This window comes from Amycolatopsis acidicola (assembly GCF_007713735.2).
In the GTDB taxonomy this organism is placed as follows: domain Bacteria; phylum Actinomycetota; class Actinomycetes; order Mycobacteriales; family Pseudonocardiaceae; genus Amycolatopsis_E; species Amycolatopsis_E acidicola.
The window spans coordinates 279792-303223 of sequence record NZ_VMNW02000002.1 but is presented as its reverse complement, the minus strand read 5'-3'; the positions used below and the strand labels follow the sequence as shown (position 1 = coordinate 303223).

19 protein-coding genes and 1 pseudogene are annotated in these 23432 nt (G+C 70.7%); 8 read left to right on the top strand and 12 right to left on the bottom strand.

Annotated features, from left to right (window positions below):
• Positions 1–102: 102 nt before the first annotated feature.
• The 3 genes and pseudogenes from FPZ12_RS03040 to FPZ12_RS03030 form a co-directional block, all read right to left on the bottom strand.
• A complete protein-coding gene (locus FPZ12_RS03040; RefSeq protein ID WP_144748173.1) occupies positions 103–1062 on the bottom strand; it encodes an alpha/beta hydrolase in 960 nt (319 codons plus the stop codon).
• 82 nt (positions 1063–1144) lie between these two features.
• Positions 1145–1336, bottom strand: a pseudogene (locus tag FPZ12_RS03035) (pyridoxamine 5'-phosphate oxidase family protein); the annotation flags it as partial.
• 35 nt (positions 1337–1371) lie between these two features.
• On the bottom strand, positions 1372–2823 hold the full coding sequence (locus FPZ12_RS03030) for an aromatic amino acid ammonia-lyase (RefSeq protein ID WP_144748172.1): 1452 nt from the start codon (positions 2821–2823) through the stop codon (positions 1372–1374).
• 189 nt (positions 2824–3012) lie between these two features.
• On the opposite strand from FPZ12_RS03030, the gene FPZ12_RS03025 reads away from it, so the two are divergent.
• Positions 3013–4314, top strand: a complete 1302-nt coding sequence (locus tag FPZ12_RS03025; RefSeq protein WP_144748171.1) for a lysozyme — start codon at positions 3013–3015, stop codon at positions 4312–4314.
• Positions 4315–4348: 34 nt separating this feature from the next.
• Here the strand turns inward: FPZ12_RS03025 and FPZ12_RS03020 are convergent, their stop codons facing one another.
• Positions 4349–5152, bottom strand: coding sequence for a family 1 encapsulin nanocompartment shell protein (locus FPZ12_RS03020; protein ID WP_144748170.1), 804 nt, complete (start codon positions 5150–5152; stop codon positions 4349–4351).
• Entirely contained in the window at positions 5152–6117 is a 966-nt protein-coding gene (locus FPZ12_RS03015) for a Dyp-type peroxidase (RefSeq protein WP_144748169.1), read from the bottom strand. The genes FPZ12_RS03020 and FPZ12_RS03015 overlap by 1 nt, the downstream gene beginning before the upstream one ends.
• 145 nt (positions 6118–6262) lie before the next feature.
• Here FPZ12_RS03015 and FPZ12_RS03010 point away from each other — a divergent pair, with 145 nt between their 5' ends.
• Positions 6263–6721, top strand: coding sequence for an SRPBCC family protein (locus FPZ12_RS03010; RefSeq protein WP_144748168.1), 459 nt, complete (start codon positions 6263–6265; stop codon positions 6719–6721).
• A 156-nt stretch (positions 6722–6877) separates the two neighbouring features.
• Positions 6878–8059: a cytochrome P450 gene (locus tag FPZ12_RS03005; protein ID WP_144748167.1), complete on the top strand. Its 1182-nt coding sequence runs from the start codon at positions 6878–6880 to the stop codon at positions 8057–8059.
• A gap of 10 nt (positions 8060–8069) precedes the next feature.
• On the opposite strand, the gene FPZ12_RS03000 is transcribed toward FPZ12_RS03005, so the two are convergent.
• From FPZ12_RS03000 to FPZ12_RS02985, 4 genes are read right to left on the bottom strand one after another with little or no spacing between them, the layout of a single operon-like run.
• Complete coding sequence (locus FPZ12_RS03000; RefSeq protein ID WP_208025712.1) at positions 8070–9983, bottom strand: potassium transporter Kup; 1914 nt, start codon at positions 9981–9983, stop codon at positions 8070–8072.
• Between the two features lie 43 nt (positions 9984–10026).
• Positions 10027–11193, bottom strand: a complete 1167-nt coding sequence (locus FPZ12_RS02995) for a Gfo/Idh/MocA family protein (RefSeq protein WP_144748165.1) — start codon at positions 11191–11193, stop codon at positions 10027–10029.
• On the bottom strand, positions 11190–12032 hold the full coding sequence (locus FPZ12_RS02990) for a sugar phosphate isomerase/epimerase family protein (RefSeq protein WP_144748164.1): 843 nt from the start codon (positions 12030–12032) through the stop codon (positions 11190–11192). Before FPZ12_RS02990 ends, FPZ12_RS02995 begins: the two co-directional genes overlap by 4 nt.
• Positions 12029–12394, bottom strand: coding sequence for a type 2 periplasmic-binding domain-containing protein (locus FPZ12_RS02985; protein ID WP_144748163.1), 366 nt, complete (start codon positions 12392–12394; stop codon positions 12029–12031). The genes FPZ12_RS02990 and FPZ12_RS02985 overlap by 4 nt, the downstream gene beginning before the upstream one ends.
• Before the next feature lie 143 nt (positions 12395–12537).
• Between FPZ12_RS02985 and FPZ12_RS02980 the strand changes: the two genes are divergently transcribed.
• Positions 12538–13122: an MBL fold metallo-hydrolase gene (locus FPZ12_RS02980; protein WP_144748162.1), complete on the top strand. Its 585-nt coding sequence runs from the start codon at positions 12538–12540 to the stop codon at positions 13120–13122.
• A 17-nt stretch (positions 13123–13139) separates the two neighbouring features.
• Here the strand turns inward: FPZ12_RS02980 and FPZ12_RS02975 are convergent, their stop codons facing one another.
• The 3 genes from FPZ12_RS02975 to FPZ12_RS02965 form a co-directional block, all read right to left on the bottom strand.
• Positions 13140–14075, bottom strand: coding sequence for an NADP-dependent oxidoreductase (locus FPZ12_RS02975; RefSeq protein ID WP_144748161.1), 936 nt, complete (start codon positions 14073–14075; stop codon positions 13140–13142).
• Between the two features lie 96 nt (positions 14076–14171).
• Positions 14172–16475 (bottom strand): hydantoinase B/oxoprolinase family protein, encoded by a 2304-nt coding sequence (locus FPZ12_RS02970; protein WP_144748160.1) that lies wholly within the window; start codon positions 16473–16475, stop codon positions 14172–14174.
• The gene (locus FPZ12_RS02965; protein ID WP_144748159.1) at positions 16472–18571 is read right to left on the bottom strand and encodes a hydantoinase/oxoprolinase family protein; all 2100 of its coding nucleotides are present in this window, start codon (positions 18569–18571) and stop codon (positions 16472–16474) included. Before FPZ12_RS02965 ends, FPZ12_RS02970 begins: the two co-directional genes overlap by 4 nt.
• Positions 18572–18715: 144 nt before the next feature.
• On the opposite strand from FPZ12_RS02965, the gene FPZ12_RS02960 reads away from it, so the two are divergent.
• From FPZ12_RS02960 to FPZ12_RS02945, 4 genes are read left to right on the top strand one after another with little or no spacing between them, the layout of a single operon-like run.
• The gene (locus tag FPZ12_RS02960) at positions 18716–20230 is read left to right on the top strand and encodes an FAD-dependent monooxygenase (RefSeq protein ID WP_144748158.1); all 1515 of its coding nucleotides are present in this window, start codon (positions 18716–18718) and stop codon (positions 20228–20230) included.
• Positions 20227–21858, top strand: a complete 1632-nt coding sequence (locus FPZ12_RS02955) for a (2,3-dihydroxybenzoyl)adenylate synthase (protein WP_144748157.1) — start codon at positions 20227–20229, stop codon at positions 21856–21858. The genes FPZ12_RS02960 and FPZ12_RS02955 overlap by 4 nt, the downstream gene beginning before the upstream one ends.
• Positions 21855–22595, top strand: coding sequence for a maleate cis-trans isomerase family protein (locus tag FPZ12_RS02950; protein ID WP_144748156.1), 741 nt, complete (start codon positions 21855–21857; stop codon positions 22593–22595). Before FPZ12_RS02955 ends, FPZ12_RS02950 begins: the two co-directional genes overlap by 4 nt.
• The gene (locus FPZ12_RS02945; RefSeq protein WP_144748155.1) at positions 22592–23299 is read left to right on the top strand and encodes a TetR/AcrR family transcriptional regulator; all 708 of its coding nucleotides are present in this window, start codon (positions 22592–22594) and stop codon (positions 23297–23299) included. Before FPZ12_RS02950 ends, FPZ12_RS02945 begins: the two co-directional genes overlap by 4 nt.
• The last annotated feature ends 133 nt before the right edge of the window (positions 23300–23432 follow it).

The following is a 23432-nucleotide window of genomic DNA, read 5'->3' as shown; positions in this document are numbered from 1 at the left end:
CGGTGGAGGGGTGTGGTCGGTGGGGTGTTCCCCGGCTTTTGCTGCCGGGCGGCGGTTTTGGTCCACCGCTCCGGCAAGGGAACGCGCTTGTGGCGAGATCACTCACGGACGCAGCTCGTCGAACCAGGTTGTCACGGTCTCGGCGTATGTGGCGGGATCGTGGCCGTGCATGGAATGCGGCATGTCCGGGAACGACCGGTACGTGAACTCGTTGCCCGCGCCCGTGATCAGCTCCCGCACGCGGCCGGCCTGGACATCCGAAATCGCGCCCAGCAGGTTTCCCGTGGCGGGATCGATCTCGTGGAAATGGTGCGTGAACAGCACCGGGACCTTGACGTGCGCGAGCATGTTTTCGTGGTCGCAGTTCGCCGCAACCAGGCCCGAGACGAAGGCATGCCCCCACTCCGGGTCGTACTCGCGCAGGTTCTGTGGCAGGCCTTCGCCCGGGCCGTCCGGGTTCATCCGCGCGAGGCCCTTGAGCAGCCACGCCGGAAGCTCGCGCCCCACGGCCGCCTGGAACCCGGACCAGTCGCCGATCGACCACTGATTCCCGAGCCATTTGTGCCACATCCCGAAAATCGGGCCCGCGCCCTGCCGGATCGACGGGCCGCACGCCGGATTCGTCTCGGACGAGAACAACGGCGGGTCCTCGTAGACCGCCGCCAGCACCTGGCCCGGCCGCGCGAACGCGGACAGCCACGCGCTGATCACCCCGCCCGAAGACAACCCGCTCACCACCGCGGGCCGCCCGACGACCTGGTCGAGGAACCGGACGAGGTCACCGCCGAACAGATCCAGGCTGTAGCGGCCCGGCGTCCACGTGGACCGGCCCTGCCCGCGCAGATCGACCGCGAACACCTGGAACCTGTCCGCGAGCAGCCCCATGGCCTCCTCGTACCCCCACCAGGATTCGCCCTGCCCCGGGATCAGCAGCAGCGCCGGACTTTCCGGGCTCCCTGCCGTCGCGTAGTTCATCCGGATCTCGCCCAGATCGACGGTCCGCTCGGCGAACCCGTGCGGGACGAAGATCTCCGAATGGTCCGCTGCGTCGAGATAGTTCATCGCACGGCCTCCTGCCCCACGCCGCTGTCGGACCCCTTTTGTAGCACCCTCAACCGAGATCCGCGGAAAGCCAATGCTCCGGCCGGCCAGCGGCGTCGATCGCGCGCGCCTTCCGGGAGCCGGGCGGCGTGCGGATCCACAACTCCCCGCCCGGGCGGTACCCGTACCAGAGCGGAACCGTGAGCGGCCCGCGATCGGGCCGCTCGATCACGGACAGGACTCCGACGTGCGGCTCCGCCAGGAACCGCTCGCGTTCTGCTTTCGGCAATGCCATGCGCCGGAGGTTAGCGGCGGGGTACGACAAAACCGTCAGAGCGACGCGAGCCGCCCCAGAAGTTGTTCTGCCTGCGTGATTTCCGTGCTGAGCGGGTGATCTTCGGCGAGGTGGGGGAGCGCGGCGTCCGCGAGCCGGAACGCGTCGGCGAGCGGGGTGGCCGGAAGTCGTGAGTCGGCGAGCCGTAGCGCGCGGACGGCGCCGAGGAGTTCGCAGGCGAGCACCGTCCGGTACGCGGCGGTGGCCGTGACCGTGCTGCGGACGGCGTGGGTGGAGAAGCTCGCGTGGTCCTCCAAGCCACGGGAAATCACTGCTGTGCCCAGGGTTACCGGCGCCGCGGCGTGGCGCAGCGTCGCGAGGGCGTCGTGCGCCACGTATTCGAGGATCATGATCCCGGAGCTGCCCGGCGGGCCTTCGGAGAGAAACGGCGTGAGCCCGCTGAGATCCGGTTCGACCAGATCGCTCAACCGCGCGGCGGACAGCTCGGCCACGTGGTGCAGCGCCGCGCGAAGGTGGTCGAAGGCGAGCGCGATGTGCGCCGTGGAGAACTGGCCGTGGTGGTACGCCTGCTGGGTTTCGATGTCTATCAACGGGTTTTCCGCGGCCGCGTTGAGGTCGGTGGCGAGAATCCGTTCCACGTTCCCGGCCGCTTCCAGCGCAGGCCCCTGGATTTGCGGGAAAGCACGCAGCCCGAACGGATCCTGCAGCCGCCGGCCGGGCGGCAGATCACCGGCCGCGGTGAGCAGCCGGCGCAGTTCGGCCGCGCAGCGCACGGCGCCGGCATGCGGGCGGGCCTGATGTACGCGTTCGGAATAAGCCTCGGCCGAACCGCCCAGCGCGCAGAACGTCAAGGCGGTGACCACGTGACTGGCGGCGAGCAGCTGCATCAGGTCGTGCCAGGCGAGCACCGCTTCGGCGAGCGTCGCGGCATTACTGGAGATGAACGCCAGCGCGTCGCCAGGACTGATCGGGACGGGTTCGAGCGCGCCGACGGCCCACGGCAATTCCCCGGCCAGCGTCAGCCCGATCTCGGCGAGCGCGGTGAGGTCGCCGGTGCCGATCGCGCCGCGCGAATGCACGACGGGTAGGGCGCCGACCCGCAACGCGGTCTCCAGCGCGCGAAGCAGCCGCGGGTGCACTCCGCTGCCCGCCGCCGCGAGCTGGTTCAGCCGGATCGCCATCGTCGCGCGCACCGCGTCGCTCGGCAGCGGCTCGCCGGTGCCGCCCGCGTGACTGCGCAACAGCCGGAGGCCGTGCTCGTCGGCGGACTCCGGGGCGACGACCGTGTGCCGGTTCGCGCCGACGCCCGTGGTGCGCCCGTAAACGGCGCGTTTGGCGCCGAGGTCGATGGCGAGCTCGTAACTGCGGCCCGCCTGTTCGACCGTCTCCGGGGCCAGGTCCACCCAAGCGCTGTGCCGGGCCACCCGCACCACGTCGCCGCACCGGAGCCCCGCCCCGCTGATTTCGATCCGGTTGCCGTCGTTCATCAAGTCCTCTCGTCAACCCATCCGGGTGGCATACCACCGGCACGGGTGAGTTCCCCGCTGTGTCCATTGTGGTGATTCGCGGTCTGGCCTGCGAAAACCGGTGCTTATAACATAAGTCACAGCAACATCAGCGGTTTACACGCGTCCCGCGTGTCACACACACTGGGCCCCGGAGCGGGGAGGGACGAGATGACTGCTTTCGGAACCACGGTGCGACGGGGCTTTCTCGGGCTCGCCGCGCTCACGACGATGGTGTTCGGTTCGCTGGCCTTCGCCGCGCCGCACGCCAGTGCCGACACCGGTCAGGTGCCGGGCATGGATGTGTCGGGCCACCAGGGAAACGTCGACTGGCCCGCCGCGTGGGCCGCGGGCGCGCGGTTCGCCTACATCAAGGCCACCCAGGGCACGGACTACCGCAACCCGTACTTCGCCCAGCAGTACAACGGTTCCTACCAGGCCGGCATGATCCGCGGCGCGTACCACTTCGCGACCCCGGACGAATCCGGTGGCGTGGAGCAGGCGGACTATTTCATCGCCCACGGCGGCGCGTGGTCCGCCGACGGCAAAACGCTGCCGCCGATGCTCGACATCGAGTACAACCCGGACGGCCCGACCTGTTACGGGCTCACGCCGGCCGCGATGACCGGCTGGATCCGGTCGTTCTCCGAGGAAGTGCACGCGAAGACCAGCCGCTGGCCGATGCTCTACACGACGGCCGACTGGTGGAAGACGTGCACCGGCAACTCCGCCGCGTTCGGCGACACGCATCCACTGTTCATCGCGCGCTACGCGGACAACCCGGGCACGCTGCCCGACGGCTGGCGCTACTACAGCATGTGGCAGTACTCGGATTCCGGGAACAAGCCCGGTGACCAGGACACGTTCAACGGCTCGATGGAGCAGCTGATCAAGTTCGCCGGGGGCGAGGGGGCGCGTACTGCCCCGGCCCCGGTCACGACGTCGCCGGCCCCCTCCACCACGACGACCACCCCGGCGCCGACCACGACGACTGCGCCGAGCACGACGTCGAAGCCGTCGCCGACGACCAGCACGACGACGTCGGCGCCGAGCACCACGACCACCACGGCGAGCGAACGGATGGACGCCACTTCGTCTTCGAGCACCACGACGACCACGACACCGTCCAGCAGCAAGCCGTCGAGCAGCAAGCCGTCCAGCAGCACCCGCAGCCGCCCGGCCGCGCAGGTCAACGGCCTGGTGTGGGCGGGTCAGCGCGGGCCGACCCCGCCGGCGCCTTCCTTGCGTGCCAACGACGGCGGTGAGGAACTGGTCGCGAACATCGACCCGGCGCCGGTGGCCGGCCAGCAACCGTCCACTTCGGACACCCCGGTGGCGGCGCCCGCGCAGGAGGCCTCGCATCCGCTCGCGCACACCGGAGTGGGCACCGGCCGGATCATCGTCTTCGGCGCCGCGTTGCTGGTGCTGGGCGCGATCCTGACTTACCTGGCCCGGATCCTCGTGCGGCGCTGAGGGTTCAGTCTACTTCCCGGGCCCAGCTGGAAAATCAGCTCGCCGTGAGGGCAACCCCGGCTTCGGCGGTCAGGGCCAGGAAGGTCAGCGACTCCTCCAGGTAGAGCTGGACGTGCTCCGCGTCGTGGCCGAGGTAGCCGATCGACAGGTCTTGCCCGAGGTGGAGTTCGTAGTCGCCACCCCGCGTGGAGACCAGCAGGGCGCCTTCGAGCGCGGGCGCCCAGACGATCTCGCCGTCCTGCAGGATCCGCGCCACGTGATCGCGCACCGGGTACCCGTGGTCGGTGGTTTCCGCCAGCTGGGTGTACATGTCCGCCGACAGCAGGAGGCTGTACGGCCCGTCCACGCCCGCGAGCCGCAGCGCGCTGATCGCCTGCGCGACCGTGACGGGCACCTGGCGGACGTCCGAAGGCAGCGTCAGCGGGGTGTTGGAGCTCGCCGGCGCGATGCCCTCGATCCCGGCCGCCTCGGCGCCCTGGAAGATCGTGCGATCCTCGGCCAGCGCGATGAGCTTCGCGGCATCCTTGACCGGCTGCCAGTCGGAGTCCTTCGCCCCGCGCTCGACGTCATCGACGGCTTCGCGGGTGACGCTGAAGGGCACGCGAAGCTCGATCACGAGCCGCGCTTCCCGCTGGCGCACCAGCACACCCTCGGCGACACCCGGCAACGCCCGCACGTGCCCGGTCCCCACCGCCGACAACGCGGGACCTTCCGGTCCGACGACGTCGACCACGCGCCGGGCCGCGACGTTGCGGGTGAAGGTGCGCCGCGCCTCCGCTTCGATCTCGGCCCAGGCCCCGGGCGGGACCGGGGCGAGCTCGCGGTGCAGGTTGTTCATCACGTGCTGCTCCTTTTCAGGCTGCCGATGCCCAGTGAGCCGGGTGCGGGGACGTTCCCTTCGAGGAAATCCGCGGTGGGGACGAAGAACAGGCTGCCGGTGACGGCGGTGGAGAAGTCCAGGATCCGGTCGTGGTTGCCCGGCGGGCTGCCGAGGAACATGTTCTCCAGCATCCGCTCGGTCACGTCCGGGGTGCTCGCGTAGCCGATGAAGTAGGTGCCGAACTCGCCGGCGCCGGGGCGGCCGAACATCATGTTGTCGCGCACGATCTGACGCTGCGTGCCGTCCGGGTCGGTGATCGTGGTGAGCGCGACGTGCGAGTCGGCAGGCTTGTCCTCGTCGGGGAACTCGATGTCGCTGAGTTTCTTCCGCCCGATCGCCTTTTCCTGCTCCTCGACGGTCAGTGCTTCCCAGGAACCCAGGTCGTGCAGGTACTTCTGCACGATGACGTAGCTGCCGCCCGCGAACCCGGGATCCTCGGCGCCGATCGTCACCGCCGCGGCCGCCGCTTCGCCGTCCGGGTTTTCCGTGCCGTCGACGAAACCGAGCAGATCGCGCTCGTCGAAGTAGCGGAAGCCCTGCACCTCGTCGACGACGTCGACCAGGCCGTCCAGGCGGATCATCAGCTGGCGCGCGAGTTCGAAGCACAGATCCAGCCGGTGCGCGCGAAGGTGGAACAGCAGGTCGCCCGGAGTGGACGGAGCGGTGTGCACGTCGCCCTTGAGTTCGCGGAACGGGTGCAGCCCCGCCGGACGGCGCCCGCCGTAGAGCCGGCTCCACACCTCCGCGCCGAGGCCGACCACGCAGCTCAGCCCGTCCTCGGGGGCGCGGAAGCCGACCGACCGGGTCAGGCCCGCGACATCGGAGAGCAGGTCGCGCACGTCCTCCTCGGCACCGGCACGCACGGTGAGCACCAGAAAGATCGCCGCCTTCGCCGGAGGGGCGAGGATCCCCTGTGGTCGCATGCCGCTCCTTGTGGTGTCGATCGGAGATCGTCAGCTTAGCGGTTACGCGTGTCTGTGATCGGGAACACACGCGCCGCTGTCACGTCGGGCGCCGCCCGGCGGTTCTCCTGGCAGGCCGCGGACAACGACGGAAAGGAGCCGGCCCGTGGAAACCGTGACCGTGCGAAGGACCATCGCGGCACCGATCGACGAGGTCTTCGAGTGGTGCGCCACCACGACCAACTACACCCGCACCCCGCTCGTCCTGCGCGCGAAACTGGCGAAGCACGGCGACGGCGCGCCCTACGGCGTCGGCGCGATCCGGCTGCACACCTGGGTGATCGGGTGGTTCTCCGAACGCATCACCGCCTACCACCCGCCGTACGGGTTCGACTACCACGTCGACCGGAGCATCCCGCCCGCCCGGCACGAACTCGGCCGCATGACGTTCGCCGAAACACCCGGCGGCACCGAGGTGGTCTGGACCAGCACGATGCAGGTGCGGCTGCCGTTCGGCGCGGCGATCACCCGTGCAGTGGCCAAGCCGGTGCTGGGTTACGTGTTCGGGAAGATCCTCGACGCGGCCGATACCGCGCTTTCGAAGGGGGCGGACCGCCGCTCCTGACCAGTGCCGGGGAGGCTCCGGCGTCCGGCTCGGCCGACGAATACCCGGCGCGAGTGGTGGCTGTGGCGCGCGGATCGGCGCTAGGGTCGCGGCGAAGGTGATCATCAACGGGTGGCCCGGCTCCGCGGTGCGCCCCGATCGTCCCTGGGAGGCCTCTTGTCCGCGATTCCGGTCAGCGACGTCGATCTCTACACCGAGCAGGCGCGGGTCGACCCGTACGAGATCTACTCCGGGCTCCGGGCGTTGGGGCCGGTCGTCTACCTGTCGCGGTACGACCTGTTCGCGTTGCCGCGCTACGACGAGGTGCGGGCGGCGTTGATGGACTGGGAGGTGTTCTCGTCCGCGCGCGGGGTGTTCGTCGATCCGGTGGTGAACCGGCAGCTGGAGGGGATCACGTTGTGCAGTGATCCGCCGGAGCACACGGCGATGCGCTCGGTGCTGGGGCGGCCCTTGCGGGCGGACCGGATGCGGGAGGTGACCCCGCGGATCGAGGCCGAGGCCGACCGGGTCGTGCGGCGGCTGGTGGGGCGCGGCGGGTTCGAGGTGGTCGCCGAGCTTTCCGAGTACCTGCCGATGACGGTGGTGTCGGATCTGGTGGGGCTGCCCGGTCAGGGACGCGCGAAAATGCTGGAGTGGGCCGAGGCCATCTGGAACACCCAGGGCCCGGCCGACGAGCGGGCCGAGGCGGCGGGCCCGGCGGTGGGGGAGTTTCTCGCCTTCGCGGACAAGGACGCCGTGCCGGGCAACATCGCCCCCGACGGCTGGGCGGCGCAGTTGTATGCGGCGGCGGATCGCGGGGAAATCCCGCGCGAGAAGTGCCCGGTGATGCTGCTGGACTACATCACCCCCAGCCTGGACACCACGATCCTCGCCATCACCAGCACGGTCGCGCTGTTCGCCCGGAACCCGGATCAGTGGGACCTGCTCCGCGGAGACCGTTCCCTGATTCCGCACGCGATCAACGAATCCTTGCGGCTGGAGTCGCCGGTGCCGCAGTTCAGCCGCGTCCTGACCGAAGATCACGAGGTCGGCGGGGTGCCCCTGGCCGCGGGCTCGCGGGTGGCATTGCTGTTCGGCTCGGCCAATCGCGACGAACGTCATTACCCGGACCCCGCACGCTTCGACATCACGCGGCGGCCGTCGGATCATCTCGCGTTCGGGCGCGGCGAGCACGTGTGCGTCGGCATGCACCTGGCGCGGCTGGAAATGAGCGCGCTGCTGGAACGGCTCGCCGACCAGGTCGCCCGCTTCGAAATCCGCGACAGCCGGCCGATGATCAACAACGGGCTCCGCGGACTCGGCCGCCTCGACGTGACCGTCGAACCGGTGGCCGGCTGATCCGCGCGCGTCAGATCTCGATGTGGGAGCCGATGATCACGGTGCGGTCGCCGGGGAGGCGGAAGTACTCGGCGGCGTCGGCGGTGATGTAGGAAGTCGCGATGAACAGCCGTTTCCGCCAAGGCGCCATGGTGGGCTCGGCGCCGCGCCGCAGCTCGATCTTCGACAGGAAGTACGACGCGTCGTCGATGGCGAGCCCCCCTTCGGTGCGGGCGGGGTCGAGCAGCCGCAGCGCGCCGGGGACGTCCGGGGTTTCCATGTACCCGAAGCGGGCGCTGACGTGGGTGATCCCGTCGTCGGCGTAACCGAGTTCGTCCACGACGGTGCGTTCGCCGTCCGCGATCCGGGGCACGGGTTCGGTGTCGATGGACAGGATCACGACGTGCTCGTGCCGGACATGGTTGTGCTCGACGTTGGCGCGCAACGCCAGCGGCGCGGTTTCCTTGCCGCGGTTGAGGAACACCGCGGTACCCGGAACCTGCCGCAGGGATTGCCGCTGCGCGCGCAGGTCGTCGACGAACTCCCGCAGCGAGCCCTCGTGCCGTTCGCGTTCGGCGGTGACGATCGCGCGGCCGCGCTGCCAGGTGATCATGATGGTGAACGCGGTGAGCCCGATCAGCAGCGGCAGCCAGGCGCCGTGCAGCAGCTTGGTCAGGTTCGCGGCGACGAACAGCAGGTCCACGATCAGCAGCAGGCCACCGCCGACGACGAGCAGCCACCACGGCGGATGCCATTTCTTCCTGGCGATGAAGAAGAACAGCAGGGTGGTGATGGTGATCGTGCCGGTCACCGCCATGCCGAACGCGAAGGCCAGCGCGGCGGAGCTGCGGAAGGCGAAGACGAGCGTGAGCACCGAGACCATCAGCAGCCAGTTGACCCAGGGCACGTAGATCTGCCCGACCGTGGACTCCGAGGTGTGCACGATCCGCAGCCGCGGCAGGTAGCCGAGTTGCGCGGCCTGCGAGGCCACGGAGTACGCGCCGGTGATCACGGCCTGGGAGGCGATCACCGTCGCCGCCGTCGCGAGCAGCACGATCGGCAGCCGTGACCAGCCGGGGCCGAGCAGGAAGAACGGGCTGGAGATGGTGGCCGGGTCGTCGAGGATCAGCGCGCCCTGGCCGAGATAGCTGAGCACGCACGCCGGGAACACCAGCAGCAGCCAGGCGCGGGTGATCGCGCGGCGGCCGAAATGGCCCATGTCGGCGTAGAGGGCTTCGGCGCCGGTCACGGCGAGGACCACCGCGGCGAGGGCGAAGAACGCGGTGCCGAAATGGCCGCCGAGGAAGCCCAGCGCGTAGGTCGGGGAGAGCGCTTTCAGGATCGCCGGATGCCGCGTGATCCCGCTGATCCCGCAGACCGCGACGGTGAGGAACCACAGGATCATCACCGGCCCGAACACGCGCCCGACGGCGGCGGTTCCCCTGCGCTGCACGAGAAAGAGCACCACGATGATCGCCGCGGTGATCGGCACGACCAGGTCCTCGAGCGAGGGCTCCACGACCTTCAGGCCTTCGACGGCCGAGAGCACCGAGATCGCCGGTGTGATCATGCTGTCGCCGAAGAACAGGGACGCGCCGAAGATGCCCAGCCCCGCCAATATCAGTGCGGCACGCTGCCCTTTCCAGCGACGCAGCAGCGTGATCAGGGCCATGATGCCGCCCTCGCCGTCGTTGTCGGCGCGCATCGCCAGCAGCACGTAGGTGACGGTCACGATGATCATCACGGACCAGAACACCAGCGACACCACGCCGAAGACGTTGTCGGCGCTGACCGGGACCGGATGCGGGTCGCCCGGGCTGAACACCGTCTGCAGCGTGTAGATCGGGCTGGTCCCGATATCGCCGAACACCACCCCGAGCGCGCCGACGACCAGCGCCGGGCGAGCGGAGTCGAGTGCACCCCCCGCCTGCTGCCGAACGGTCACCGGGTTCCTCCTCCACGCGGGCACGCCACCGTCGCGCGGGACACTACCGAGAGCGGCTCGCACCCGCCGCCCGGACCGTCGGGACCGCGTCGTCGTACCGCCCGTCGAGGATGTCGTCGACGAGCACCGGGGAGCCGAGCGCCGCCGACACGTACAGGCCCCGTACGACGGCGAGGGCCAGTAGCGCGTCGTCCACGGTGACCGCCGGCGCGCGGCCTTCCCTGATCGCGGCCACGATGTCGTCGTACTGCCGCGAGTGCTGCCGCAGAAACCGGTCCGGCTGATCCGCGACGTGCTCGGGCGGCAGCCGCTCGGCCTTCTGGTCCACCACGCCCTCGGCCGCGTTGTTCCCGCTCGTCGCCGAGGCGGAGGCGAGGGGCGAATCCCTTGGTGCGACGTGGAAGTACGCCAGTTCGTCGTTGTCCACGATGGCCGAACCGCGGGTGCCGTGCACCTGGTAGCGCGCGGACAGCCCGGGATACGCGGCGGTGGTGCAGTGGAGGACGCCGAGCGCGCCGGAAGCGAACCGCACGGTCGCCACGGCCGTGTCCTCCACCTCGATCCGTTCGTGCCCGAGCAGGGCCGTGGACCCGGTGATCTCGACGGGCCGCCCGAGCGTCCACACGAGCAGGTCGACGGTGTGCACGCCCTGGTTCATCACGGCGCCGCCGCCGTCGAGCGCCCAGGTTCCCCGCCAGCCGCCGGAATCGTAGTAGTCCTGCGAGCGGTACCAGGCGACGCTCGCGAGCCCGGAGGTGAGCGTGCCGAACTCGCCGTCGTGGGCGGCCTGGGCGACAACGCGGGACGCCGGGTCGAAGCGGTGCTGGCTGATGACGCTCACGACGAGACCGCTTTCCCGCGCGAGAGCGGCGAGCTGCCGCGCCCGGGACATGTTCGCGTCCAACGGTTTCTCGATGACGACGTGTTTCCCGGCGGCCAGCGCGGCCGTCGCGAGGTCGACGTGCAGCCCCGAGGGCGTGCAGATCGCCACGAGGTCGAAGGCCGTCGCGGCGAGCGCGTCTTCGATCGTCGACGCCGTGACCGGGCGGACGCCGGTGGCCGCTTCGGCTTCGTCGGCGGCGCGCGCGGCGGCCTCGGGCGACGTGTCGATGAGGGCGGCGAGTTCGAGGCCGGGGTGGGTGATCGCGACCTTCGCGTGGTGGCGGCCGATGGTGCCGGTGCCCGCGATGGCGCAGCGGAGGGCGGTCATCGCAGGGTGACTCCGATCTGCGCGGTGAGGGCGCGGAAAGCACGGGCGGCGCGGCCGAATTCGGCGGGTCCGCTGAACCCGCCGAGGTTGTGGACGTCGGTGAGGTGTGGTTCGAGGGAGGCAAATCCGCGGTAGCCGGAGTCGCGCAGCGCGGTGAGCGTCTCGAGTACTTCGCCGTCGCCTTCGCCCGCGGGGACGACGGCGTGCGTGGCCGCGAGCGCGTCTTTCACCTGCAGGTAGTCGACGTACGGGGCCAGGAGGTGCCAGCCTTCGGTGTGGGGCGCGACACCGCATTGCACGAAGTTCGCGTTGTCCCAGGCGAGCCGGAGCCGGTCCGAGCCCACGCTCTCGACGAGGTCGAGTATCCGGGCGGGGACGTCGCCGTAGATGTGCCGCTCGTTTTCGTGCAGCAGCGTGACGTTCTCGCGCTCGGCCAGGTCGGCCAGCGCCCGCATCCGCTTCAGCACGTCGTCGCGGATGCTCTCGGGGCTCTGGTCTTCCTTGCGGTAGAAGGAAAAGATCCGAATATAGCCGGCGCCGAGCTTATGCGCCGCGGCGATCGCGCGCCGCAGCCTGCCGAGTTCGTGCTCGGCCGGGAGCGCGACGTCGACCTTGCCGATGGGGGAGGCGATGGCGCTCACCGACTGCTCGCGGGCGGCCAGGATCCGCCGCAGCCCGGCCAGTTGTTCCTCGCCGAGGTCGACGACGTTGACGCCCCAGGCGCTGCGGACCTCGATGGCGCTCGCGCCAAGCGCTTGGAGGACGGCCACCTGGACGTCCGGGTCGGCGTCGATCTCGTCGCCGAAACCGGAGAGCCGCCAACGGGTCCGCTGGGTCATGAAAGCCCTTCCGCCGTGTCGAGTTCGCGGCCGGCGCGGGTCAGGATTCCGCGCAGCCACGTGTGTTCCGGATTGTCGGTGTGCCAGGGATGCCACCACAACGTTTCGGACACCGGCTCCGGGTCCCACGGACAGCCGACGGCACGCAGGCGGCCGTCGCGGGTCAGCGACGGGGCGAGCCGCCGCTGGACGAGGGCGAGGCGGCGCGTGCCGACGAGGTAGTACGGGAGCGCGAGGAAGCTGTCGAGCACGGTCTGGCCGCGCGGTTCGATCCCGAGCAGCTGCAGCTGGCGCATGGCGACGCTGGAGCGGCCGGTGTCGTGGTAGGTGAACACCCACGGCATCGACTGCACGTCCGCCATGGTGAGTTCGTCGCCGACGGCAGGCCGAACACGACGACGCGCGGCAAGAGGAGAGCGTCCACCGCACGCAGCAGGTCCGCGGTCGTCGCGCACACGCTCGTCAACACCCACAGCCATCCCAGGCGGCGGCCGCGCGGCCGCCGATGGAGGGGATCTTCGAACCGTTCGACGCCGGTTCGGTGCCGTTCGCGCCGCCGTTCCTGACCTACACGGAGGGAATCACGCTGTGGGTCGACGACCTGCGGTGCGAGGTCCGGCACGTGGGCTCCCCGGCGCATACGACGAACGATTCGATCGTCTGGGTGCCCGAGCGTCCCGTGCTGTTCGCGGGGGATCTGCTGTTCTGGGGCGGCACCCCGTTCCTGCTTTCCGGCTCGATCGAAGGCGCCGCGCGGGTGCCCACGGACGTCATCGAACCGTTGGGTGCCAAGACGATCGTGCCCGGGCACGGCCCGGTGTGCGGGCCGGAGGCGATCGCCCCGACGCTCCGCTACCTGCGGTTCGTCCAGCAGGTGGCCCGCGACGGCGTGGCGGCGGGACTCTCGCCACTGGACGCCGCCCGGGAGGCCAACCTGGGGGAGTTCGCCGCGTGGAGCGAGTCCGAACGCCTCGCGGGGAACCTGCACCGGGCGTACGCGGAGGTGCGCGGCGGGGCCGTGGATACGGCGGCGGCCTTCCGGGACATGGTGACGCTGAACGGCGGACGGCCTTTGCACTGCCGCGCCTGACCGTCCACTGAGGACGATCAGGTGAAGTCGAGTATCAGGCGCCCGCGCACGCCACCCGCTTCGAGCTGCCGGTGCGCCTCGACCGCCTTGTCGGCCGGGAAAACGCGCGCGACTCGGAGCGTGAGCGCCCCTTCCTCGGCCTGTTCGACCAGGTGTGCCAACCCGGCGGTGTCGGTGGCGGCGTCCCGCACGAGTACGGGCCGGACGGAGATTCCCCGCTCCGCAGGGCCTTTCCAGCCCCGGACCGTGGCGATGACACCGCCATCGGCGAGGGCGGGGACGACCTGTTCGCTTTGCAGCGCGCCGTCGGCGAGCCCCGCCACACCGTCCGGGGCGAGTTCGCGGAACCGGGCGGCGACGTCCGTCCCGCGCTCCACGATCTCGTCCGCGCCGAGCTGCCGGACCAGAGTTTCGTCCTCGGCCTTCGCGTCGGCGATGACGTGCAGGCCATCCGCGCGGGCGAGCTGGACGACGTACCCGCCGAACGCGCCCGCGGCGCCGGTGACGCCGAGCTTCCCGCCGGGGGTGACGCCGAGCGTGTCGACGGCGAGCCGGGCGGTCATCGCGTTCATCAGCAGCGTGGCGGCTTCGGCGAAGTCCGCACCGGCCGGCGCGGCGACGACCGACGCGGCGGGCACCACCACCTGCTCGGCGTACGCGCCGCGGGTACCCGACGGCACGACCAGCGCGACGACGCGCTGCCCCGCCGCGAGCCGGTCGTCGTTGCCCGGTCCGACCTGGTCGATCACGCCGGCCGCGTCCATGCCGGGTACGTACGGCGGCCGCGTCCCCGGCAGGGAGCGCAGTCCGGCGCGGAGCAGCGTGTCGGTCGGGTTGACCGCGGCCGCGTGCACACGGACACGCACTTCGCCGGGCCCCGCCTCGGGTTCGGGCAGGTTCAGGATCTCGAGCGCTTCGGGCCCGCCGAAGCCGGTGACTCCCAGTGCCTTCATGATCACTGGCAACGCGCGGCGCGGCGCGTCTGTTCCGCCGGACCAGACTGCCCGCCGAAAACCGCGGTGACGGCCGGCGGCCGTCACCGCGAGAGATCAGCCGCTGGTGACGGTCAGCCTGCCGAGTCCGGCGGCCAGATCGGGGTGGTCGGCGGGGACCACGCCCGACCAGACCGCGGTCCAGCAGGACGGGCAGCTGTACTGCCGGAACACCACGGGCGCGTCGACGTAATCGGTCGCGGTGGCGAGGATCTGCGGCCCCGCGTCGGTCGGCGGCCCGTCGTGGACGCCGAGCGCGAGCGGTCCTTCGCCGGTGTCGCCGAGGATTTCGCCGCAGTGCCGGCAGGCGATGTCCTCGCCGACCTCCACCAGGTTGTCGTCGATCCGCCTCCCCGGCGAAACGTCGGCTTGGCCGCGGGTTTCGCCGGTCAGCCGAGATCGGTCGCGGCGGGCGTCGCGCTGCCGGGAACGCTCCGCGTCGGTCGCGGCCGGGTCGACGACTCCGTCCCGCAGCACCACTCCGTAGACCGAGCGGGCCGTGTTCGCCGTGATCTTCTCCTCGCGCAGATCCCGTGCCACCGCTTCGGGTTCGCGGGTCAGCGGGTCGCCGTAACCACCGCCGCCCTGCCACGTCATCGAGAAGACTTCGCCCGGCGCGAGGTAGCTCGACGCGTAGTTCTGGCCCGGTTCGAGGGTGTCGCTGACTTCGGCGAGTTCGGTCGGGATCGTGCCCGCCGCCAGCATTTCCTTCACCCGGCTCTGCCGGGCGACGACGTCGAGCCCGGTGTTTCCGGGCAGCCCGCCGGACAGTCCGCCGTTCTGCGCCACCGCCTTGCCCGCCGACGCGAGTACCAGCCCCATCGGCAGGCTGGTGCCGTGCGGGGTGAACGCGATGGACGCGCCGAGCCCGCCGCGGTGGCGGCCCGGACCGCCGGAATCGGGGACCTCGCGCCGCCACAACGTCAGCACCGGATACAGGAACTCGGTCATCTCGACGTCCGGGACCCGGCCCATCGGGATGCAGAACAGGCCGCCGGTGTCGACGCCGTCGGCGTGCGGGCGCGCGCCGTACCCGCCGGCCATCGGCTCCATCATGATCGACAGGAACGGCGCGGGCTGCTCGCCGCGCTCGTCGAGCCCCGCGATCACGGCGGTATCCCAAGTGCCGCAACAGGTCGCCTGCACGTTGTTGCCCAGTTCGAGATCGCGGTCGAGCATCTGGGACAGGCATTCCGCGATCAGGTTGCCGGTCAGCCAGGCCGGGCCGATCGGGCCGCGGCCCACGGCGGCGGGGAAGGTGGCGTTGTTGAGCGTGCCCTCCTCGGTGACGAGGTCGAAGCACCGCATCAGCCCGCCCGCCGACCACGGGATGTCGCCCGCGAGGATCGGCAGCAGCGCGAGCATCACGCCGCCGCGCATCCCCGCGTAGGTGCAGTTGACGACCCCGGCCTGCGGATCGGTGCCGGTGAAGTCGAAGGTCAGGTGGTCGCCGGTCTTCGTGGTGGTGACCGTGATCTTGTGCAGGTTCCGGTCGCCCTCGTGGGACTGGTCCTGGTAGCCGGTGGCGCTCCAGCTCCCGTCCGGCAGCGCGGAAAGCTTGCCGCGCAACCGGGATTCGGCGTCGGACATCATCCGCTTCATCACGGCCTTCACGGTGTCCGCGCCGTACTGGCCGATCAGCGCGTGCAGGCGCTCGGCGCCCACGTTGTTGGCCCCGATCTTGGCGCGCAGGTCCAGGCCGACGAGCATCGGCACGCGGGAACGGCGGACCCACAGGTCGGCGACGTCGCGTTGCAGCCGCCCGCCGCGGACCACCTTCACCGGCGGCGTGGGCAGGGATTCGGAGAACACGTCCTCCGCCGCGGGGGAGAACGAGCCGAGCCCGACGCCGCCGAGGTCCGGCTGATGGGCGATGGCGCTCGTCCAGGCGAACAGCCGCCCCTCGTGGAACACCGGCTGGTACACGATGACGTCGTTCTGGTGGAGGCCGCCGCCGACCCAGGGATCGTTGCACAGGAACATGTCCCCGGCCTCGATCCCGGGATTGTCGGCGCGGTTGCGCAGCGTCCAGTAGATGGCGAGGTCGACCGCGCCGACGAGCATCGTGTTGTAGAGCCCGACCTGGACCTCCTGGCCGAGCTCGTCGGAGATGGCGAAGTCGAAGTCGTTGGCGTCGGTGACGATCGGCGAGCCGGACATGCGCTTGAGCGCTTCGCCCATCTCGTCGGTGACCGACCAGAGCCGGTGCCGGATCACTTCGTAGGTGAGCGGGTCGAGCGCGGCGACCTGCTCGTCGCTCACGGTGTGCACGGGCAGGGAAGTGGGCAGCGACCGGGCGAGTTCCGCCGGGTCGACGGGACGGCTGGAGAAGGCCTCCGAGCCGGGGATCGGCATGCTCATCGCGTGCTCCTGGAGATGGTCAGGTTGCCGAGGTGGTCGACCGTGCCGGTGGTGCCCGCGGGCACCACGACCGTCGTGGTCGGCACTTCGACGACGGCCGGGCCGGTCAGCACGTGCCCGGCCCGCAGTTCGCGGTAGTCGTAGATCGGGGTGGCGACGTAGCCGGTCGCGGCGTCCAGGCACACCGGCCGCGTGGCGAAGGGCTCCGGATCGCGCTCGGCGGCGGGAACCCCGGGTAGTTCCGGGCTGAACGGCAGGACGCCGATCCCGCGGACCCGGAAGGTGATCGCCTGGATCCCGGCCTCGCGGAATCCGGCGTCGGCGCCGAAAAGCTCCGCGTAGCGTTTCTCGAACGCGGCGGCGGCGTCTTCGATCGCCGTCGTGTCCAGCGGGCCGGCGGCGACCGGCACGGTGACCTCGGCGAGCTGCATGCTGTAGCGCAGGTCGATCTCCCGGACCACTTCGACCTTCTCGAATCGCACGCCCTGCCGCGACAATCCGGCGCGGACGCGCTCTTCCAGTTCGGTGAAGTTCCGTTCGGCGCGGACCGGGTCGAACGGGACGACGGTCGGGTCCGACAGTTCCGCGGCGAGCGCGATGTCCGTCGATGCGAGCCCGAACGCGGAGAACGCCGAAGCCACCGAACCGAGTGGCACGACCACTTCGTCGCAGCCGACTTCGGCGGCGTAGCCGGCACAGTGCGCGGGGCCCGCGCCCCCGAAGGCGTAGAGCACGAACGTGCGCGGGTCGTGCCCGGCTTCGACGACGGTTTTGCGCAGCAGGTCACCGGTCTGGGCGTTCTGCACGGTGTAGATCGCGGCCGCGGCCTCCTCCACGGACAGGCCCAGTGGTTTGGCGATCCGGATGTCGATGGCCTGCCGGGCCGATTCCTTCGACAACGGTTTGCGCCCGCCGAGCAGCCCGCGCTCCGGCAGGATCCCGAGCACCAGGTTGGCGTCGGTGTTCGTCGGCTCGGTGCCGCCGTTGCCGTAACAGGCCGGTCCGGGCACGGCCTGCGCGCTGCGCGGGCCGATGCGAAGGTTGCCGCCGGCGTCGAGCCAGGCGATCGCACCGCCGCCGGAGCCGATCGCGTCGACCCGGAGCGTGGGGACGTTGATCGGGTGGTGGTTGATCACCGTGCTCGTGTCGCGCACGGGCTCACCGTCCACGACGAGCCCGGCCAGGAACGTCGTGCCGCCGACGTCGGTGGAGATGATGTTGCGGTGGCCGAGCTGCCTGCCGAGCGCCACCGAACCGATGACACCGCCGGTGAGCACCGAGCCGACCGTGCTGATCGCCGCGGCGGGCGCCTCGGCGGCGGCGATCGCGCCGCCGTTGGACTGCATGACCAGCAGCGGGCCGGTCAGGCCCTGCGCGCGCAGCGCGGATTCCAGCGTGCCGAGGTAGTCGCGCAGGCCGGGGCCGATCTGGGTGCTCATGATCGTGGTCGCGTTCCGGGCGAACTCGCGGATCCGCGGGCTCACTTCCGAAGACAGGGCAACGAATAGCCCGGGCGCCTCCTCGGCGATCAGCTCGCGCAGCCGGTGTTCGTGCACCGGGTTGCGGAACGACCAGAGCAGCGAGACCGCGATCGCCTGGACGCCTTCGGCGACCAGCGCGCGGATCGCGGCGCGCGCCTGCTCCTCGTCCAGCGCCACGACCACGGTGCCGTCCCGGTCGACGCGCTCGGTGACCTCCAGCGCGTGCCGTTTCGGGAGCAGGGCGTGGTTCTTGTCCTGGCCGAGGACGTGCTGCAGCTCGTGCGGGGAACGGCCGAGGTAGCGGCCCTCGACGTTCATGATGAAGATCGAGTCGCGGTGGCCGCGGGTGGTGAGGAAGCCGACCGGCGGCACGTTCCCCATGACCAGCGCGTTGAGCGAGGACGTCGTCCCGTGCGCGATGTGGTGGGTGTCCGCCAGCATCTCCGGCAGCGGCCTGCCGAGCTGCTCGGCGAGCAGGTGCAGGACGTCGAGCACGCCCTGGGAGTAGTCCGGCGGGGTGGACGGGGACTTGGCGGCGAGCACCGTCCCGGCGTCGTCGTCGAGGACGGCGTCGGTGAACGTGCCGCCCACATCCACGCCGATGACGTAGGCCATGGCTGGCGCTCCTTTGCGCGAGAAGACGTATTGACGGATGAGTAGACTATTCAACGCATACGACAGGAGTCAACCTTGACTTTCTGATGTCTACAGCGTCAAATAGTCGACGCTAACGTCAAAACACGTCTTCGGAGGTCCGTGATGCAGCCACGACGGGTCGCGGTGCTCGGCGGCGGGCCGGGCGGGCTCTACGCCGCCCGCCTGCTCAAGCTCGCGTATCCCGCCTGCGAGGTGCAGGTCCACGAACAGGGGGAACCGGACAAGACGTTCGGCTTCGGGGTCGGCCTCGCCGCGGGCACCCAGCGCAACCTCGAAGCAGCCGACCCCGACACCCTGCGCGACCTCGTCGCGACCGGCGTCCGGCACGACATGACGATGCGGGTCCGGGGGCGCGGCGTCCGGGTGCGCAACGATCACCTCATCGGGGTCGCCCGCACGGACCTGCTGGCCGTACTGCAGCGGCACGCGGAGAAAGCCGGGGTGCGGCTGGAGTTCGGGGTCCGGCGCGCCGCCGCCGGGCTGGACGCGGATCTGGTCGTCGCGGCCGACGGGGTCAGCAGCGCGACGCGGGAAGCCGGTTCGTTCGGCGCGCGGATCGAAACCGGCGACGGCCTCTTTCTCTGGTGCGGCGCGGATTTTCCCTTGCCCGACGCGGTTTTCACGCCGGTGGAGACAGAGTACGGCACGTTCGTCGCGCATGCCTACCCCTACTCGGGCGGCCGGTCCACGTTCCTGATCGAGACCGACGAGCGGACCTGGCGGAACGCGGGCTTCGACGCGACGACCGCCGAACTCGAGGGCGAGGGCGTCCCGCCCGGAGCCTCCGACGAGAAGTCGTTGCGGTACCTGGAAAAGATCTTCGCCGGGCAGCTGCGCGGGCACGGGCTGATCGGGAACCGGACGCGCTGGCAGCGGTTCCGGACCGTGCGCTGTGACCGCTGGGCGCAAGGGAACGTCGTGCTGCTCGGCGATGCCGCGCACACGGCCCATTTCTCGGTCGGCTCCGGCACGAAACTGGCCATGGAGGACGCCATCGGCCTGGTCGCCGCGCTCCGGGAATCCCCTGATCCCGCAACGGCTTTCGCCCGGTACGAGGAAACGCGCCGGCCCTCGGTCGAGCGGCTGCAGGAACTGGCCCGGCGCAGCAGGCTGTGGTGGGAGTCGTTCCCGTCGCGGCTCGGCCTGCCGGTCGAACGGCTGATGGTGGCGTACATGTCGCGGGCGGGCAACGTGTCCCTGGACCGGTTCGCCGGCACCAGTCCGGACGCGGTGGCCACGGCGTTGCGGCAGTACGGCGGCGCGCCACCGGACGGGGATCTCGTGCAGTGGGTGCTCGATCGCCCGCTCACGCATGGGAACCGGTCCTTCCCGGACCGCGTCAGCGTTCCCGAGCTGGAGCCGCTGTACGTCGATCTGCGGAACCCGTGGTCGCCGGAGGCGGACGCGTTGATCGCGGGCGTCCGTGGTGGTGTGCTGGTCACCGGGCCCGCGGACCGGCCCGCCGTGCTCACCCGGCTCGACCTCGCCGAGCGGATCCGGCTGGAAACCGGCGCGTTGACCGCGGTGGAGGCTCCGCGCGCGCTGAGTGGCGACCTCGCGGCGGGGCTGGTCAGTGGCCGTACCGACCTGGTACAGCTCACCGAGGAGCAGGTATGAGCGTCGTTCCTTATCCCGCGCCCGAAGTTCGCCGCTACCGCGCGGCGGGACTCTGGGGCACGGCCACGATCGCCACGGAGTTCCACCGGATCGCGTCCGCGCACCCGCGACGCGACGCCGTGGCGGCGCTCGACGGGCGGCTCACTTTCACCGAACTCGACGCGCGCACGGACCTCGTCGCCGCGGGGCTGGCGCGGCGCGGCATGCGCCCCGGCGACCCGATCCTGTTCCAGGTCACCAACCGGCTGGGCGCGGTCGTCGCCTGGTACGGCGCGCTCAAAGCCGGGCTGGTCCCGGTCGCCACGCTCGCCGCGCATCGCGCGCACGAGATCGGGGAGATCAGCCGCCGCGTCGGTGCGGTCGCGCACCTCGTCGAGGCCGGGACACGCGGCTTCGACCTCGTCGGATTCGCCTTGCAACAGCGAGAAAACCACCCGACGCTGCGGGAGTTCTTCGTGCTGGGTGAGGATCCGCGCGGCCCGTCGATCGAAGCGATCGGTGCCGATCTCGACCCGGCCGGCGCTCGCGCGCTGGTCGAGCGGATCCAGTCCGGCCTCGACCCGGACGGGGTCGCCGTGTACCAGCTGTCCGGGGGCACCACGGGTGTCCCGAAGGTCATCCCGCGCCTGCACGCCGAATACTGGTTCAACGCCGTCGCCTACGCGCGTTCGTGGGGGTGGACGGAACAGAACCGCGTCGCGCACCTGATCCCGATCATCCACAACGCGGGCATCGTGTGCGGTCTGCACGGTCCCCACAGCGTGGGCGGGTGTCTCGTGCTCGGCAGCCCCGACCTCGACGAGTCCTTGCCGCTGATGGCCAGGGAAGCCGCCACGCATGTCCTTTTCGGACACGGCCACTACCGCGCGGCCGACCATCCGGACTTCGGCGCCGCGACCAAGGCCGTCACCCAGATCGTGTTGTCCGGGGCCAAGGTCCCGCCCGCGCTGTTCGACGCGATCGAAGCCCGCGGGATCTGGTCCGGCCAGCTTTTCGGGATGGGCGAAGGACTTTTCCTCACCACCCGCCCCGGCGCGCCGCGCCGGGCACGGCTCGAAACCGTCGGCACGCCACTGTCCGAATGGGACGAGGTGCGGATACTGGAACCCGGTACCGAGAACGAAGTCATCCCCGGCACGGTGGGCGAACTGTGTGCTCGCGGCCCGTACACGCTGCGCGGCTATTTCGGCGCCCCCGAACACAACGCTCGCGCCTTCACCTCGGACGGCTTCTACCGGACCGGCGATCTGGCCGCGCTGAGGGAGATCGAGAACACGCGCTACGTCTCCATCGAAGGCAGGCTGAAGGACCTCATCAACCGCGGCGGCGAGAAGATCAACGCCGAAGAAGTCGAGCTGCTCTTGTTACGGCATCCGAGAATCACCGGTGCCGCGGTGGTCCCGATGCCGGACGAGAGACTCGGTGAACGCGCCTGCGCCTACCTCGTGGTGGACGGGCCCGCGCTGACCCTGCCCGAGATCCAGGCGCATTTCGCGGCGCTCGGGGTCGCGAAGTTCAAATGGCCCGAACGCGTCGAACACGTCCCCGAGATCCCCCGCACCCTCGTCGGCAAGGCGGACAAGAAGCGCCTGGCCGCGGACATCGCCAGGAAAGTGAGTGCCCCGTGACGCACCGGATCGGTTTGATCGTGCCCAGCTCGAACGTCACCGTGGAGACCGAGCTGCCGGCGCTGCTCGCCCGCCACCCGGGGCGGTTTTCCTTCCACGCCAGCCGGATGCGCATGCACCAGGTGTCGCCGGAGGAACTGAAGGCGATGAACGCGCAGCGCGAGCGGTGCGTCGGCGAGCTGGCCGACGCCCACGTCGACGCGCTCCTCTACGCCTGCCTTGTCGCGTTGATGGCACAGGGCCCGGGGGAGCACCAGCGCGTCGAAACGGAAATCCGCGCGCGGCTGGCCGACACCGAGATCCTGTCGAGCGCGGGTGCGCTCGTGACCGGCTTGCGCGCGCTCGGCGCGTCGCGGATCGCGTTGGTCACCCCGTATCTGCGCCCGCTCGCCGAACAGGTCGTGGCCTACCTGGAGGCTGAAGGGTTCACCGTGGTCGACTGGGCCGCGCTGGAAGTCGGGGACAACACCGAAGTCGGCTGCATCCCGGGCGAGCGCGTGCTGACGGCGGCTCGCGGGCTCGACCTGACGTCGGCGGACGCGCTGATCATCTCCGCCTGCGTGCAGATGCCTTCACTCGATCTGGTCGCGCCGGCCGAGGAGGAGTTCGGGCTCCCGGTGCTCTCAGCGGCCACCGCGGGCGCGCACGCGGTGCTCACCGCGCTGGGCCTGGATCCGGTCGTACCCGGTGCCGGACGCCTGCTCGCGGGAACACCCGTCCTACGATCAGACCCATGACTGGGAACGGGGCCGCGCGCAAGCGGGGGGCGAGCACCGCCCGCCGCGAGCTGGTGGAAAACGAGCTGTACGAACACGCCACCCGGCTGTTCGCCGAACGCGGTTTCGCGGGCACGAGCCTGCAGGACATCGCCGACGCGCTCGGGATCACCCGGCCCGCGCTCTACCACTACGTCAAGAGCAAGGACGAACTGCTGGCCAAGCTCGTCACGGAAGTGACCAGCGGGCCGCTCGACGAGCTGACCGCGCTGGCCGCGGAAGGGCTCGACCCGGTCGAAACCCTGCGCGGGATCGTCGCGGTGCTCGTCGGGCGCCGCGCGACCCAGCCCGAACGGTTCCGCCTGCTCATCCGGTCCGAGGCCGAGCTGCCGGAGGAACTGACCGAGGCGTACGACAAGGGCCGCCGCGCGGTGCTCAAGACCATCGCGACCGTGATCGAGGACGGCGTGCGGGCCGGCCGGTTCCGTCCGGTCGACGCGCGGGTCGCGGCGCTCGGGGTGCTCGGCATGTGCAACTGGGTGGCGTGGTGGTTCCAGCCCGGCGGCCGCGACACCGCCGAGGGCGTGACCGGGCAGCTCGCCGACATGGCCGTCGGCGCGTTGCAGCGACCTGACCGTGGCGTCGGCGGCGAGGCAGGCCCGGCCGCCGCGATCAAGCTGCTCCGCCAGGACCTCGACCACCTGGAACGCCTCCTCGACCTCTGACCAGGGACCGGCGCGCCCATGGCCGTCCCGGGTTTTTCCCGCCCTCCGAATCGTCTCAGTCGTCAAACTATTGACTCAATCGTCAAGACGAGCGTAGGGTCGTTCCCACGGCGAGAACCCCTTAGGAGGCAGC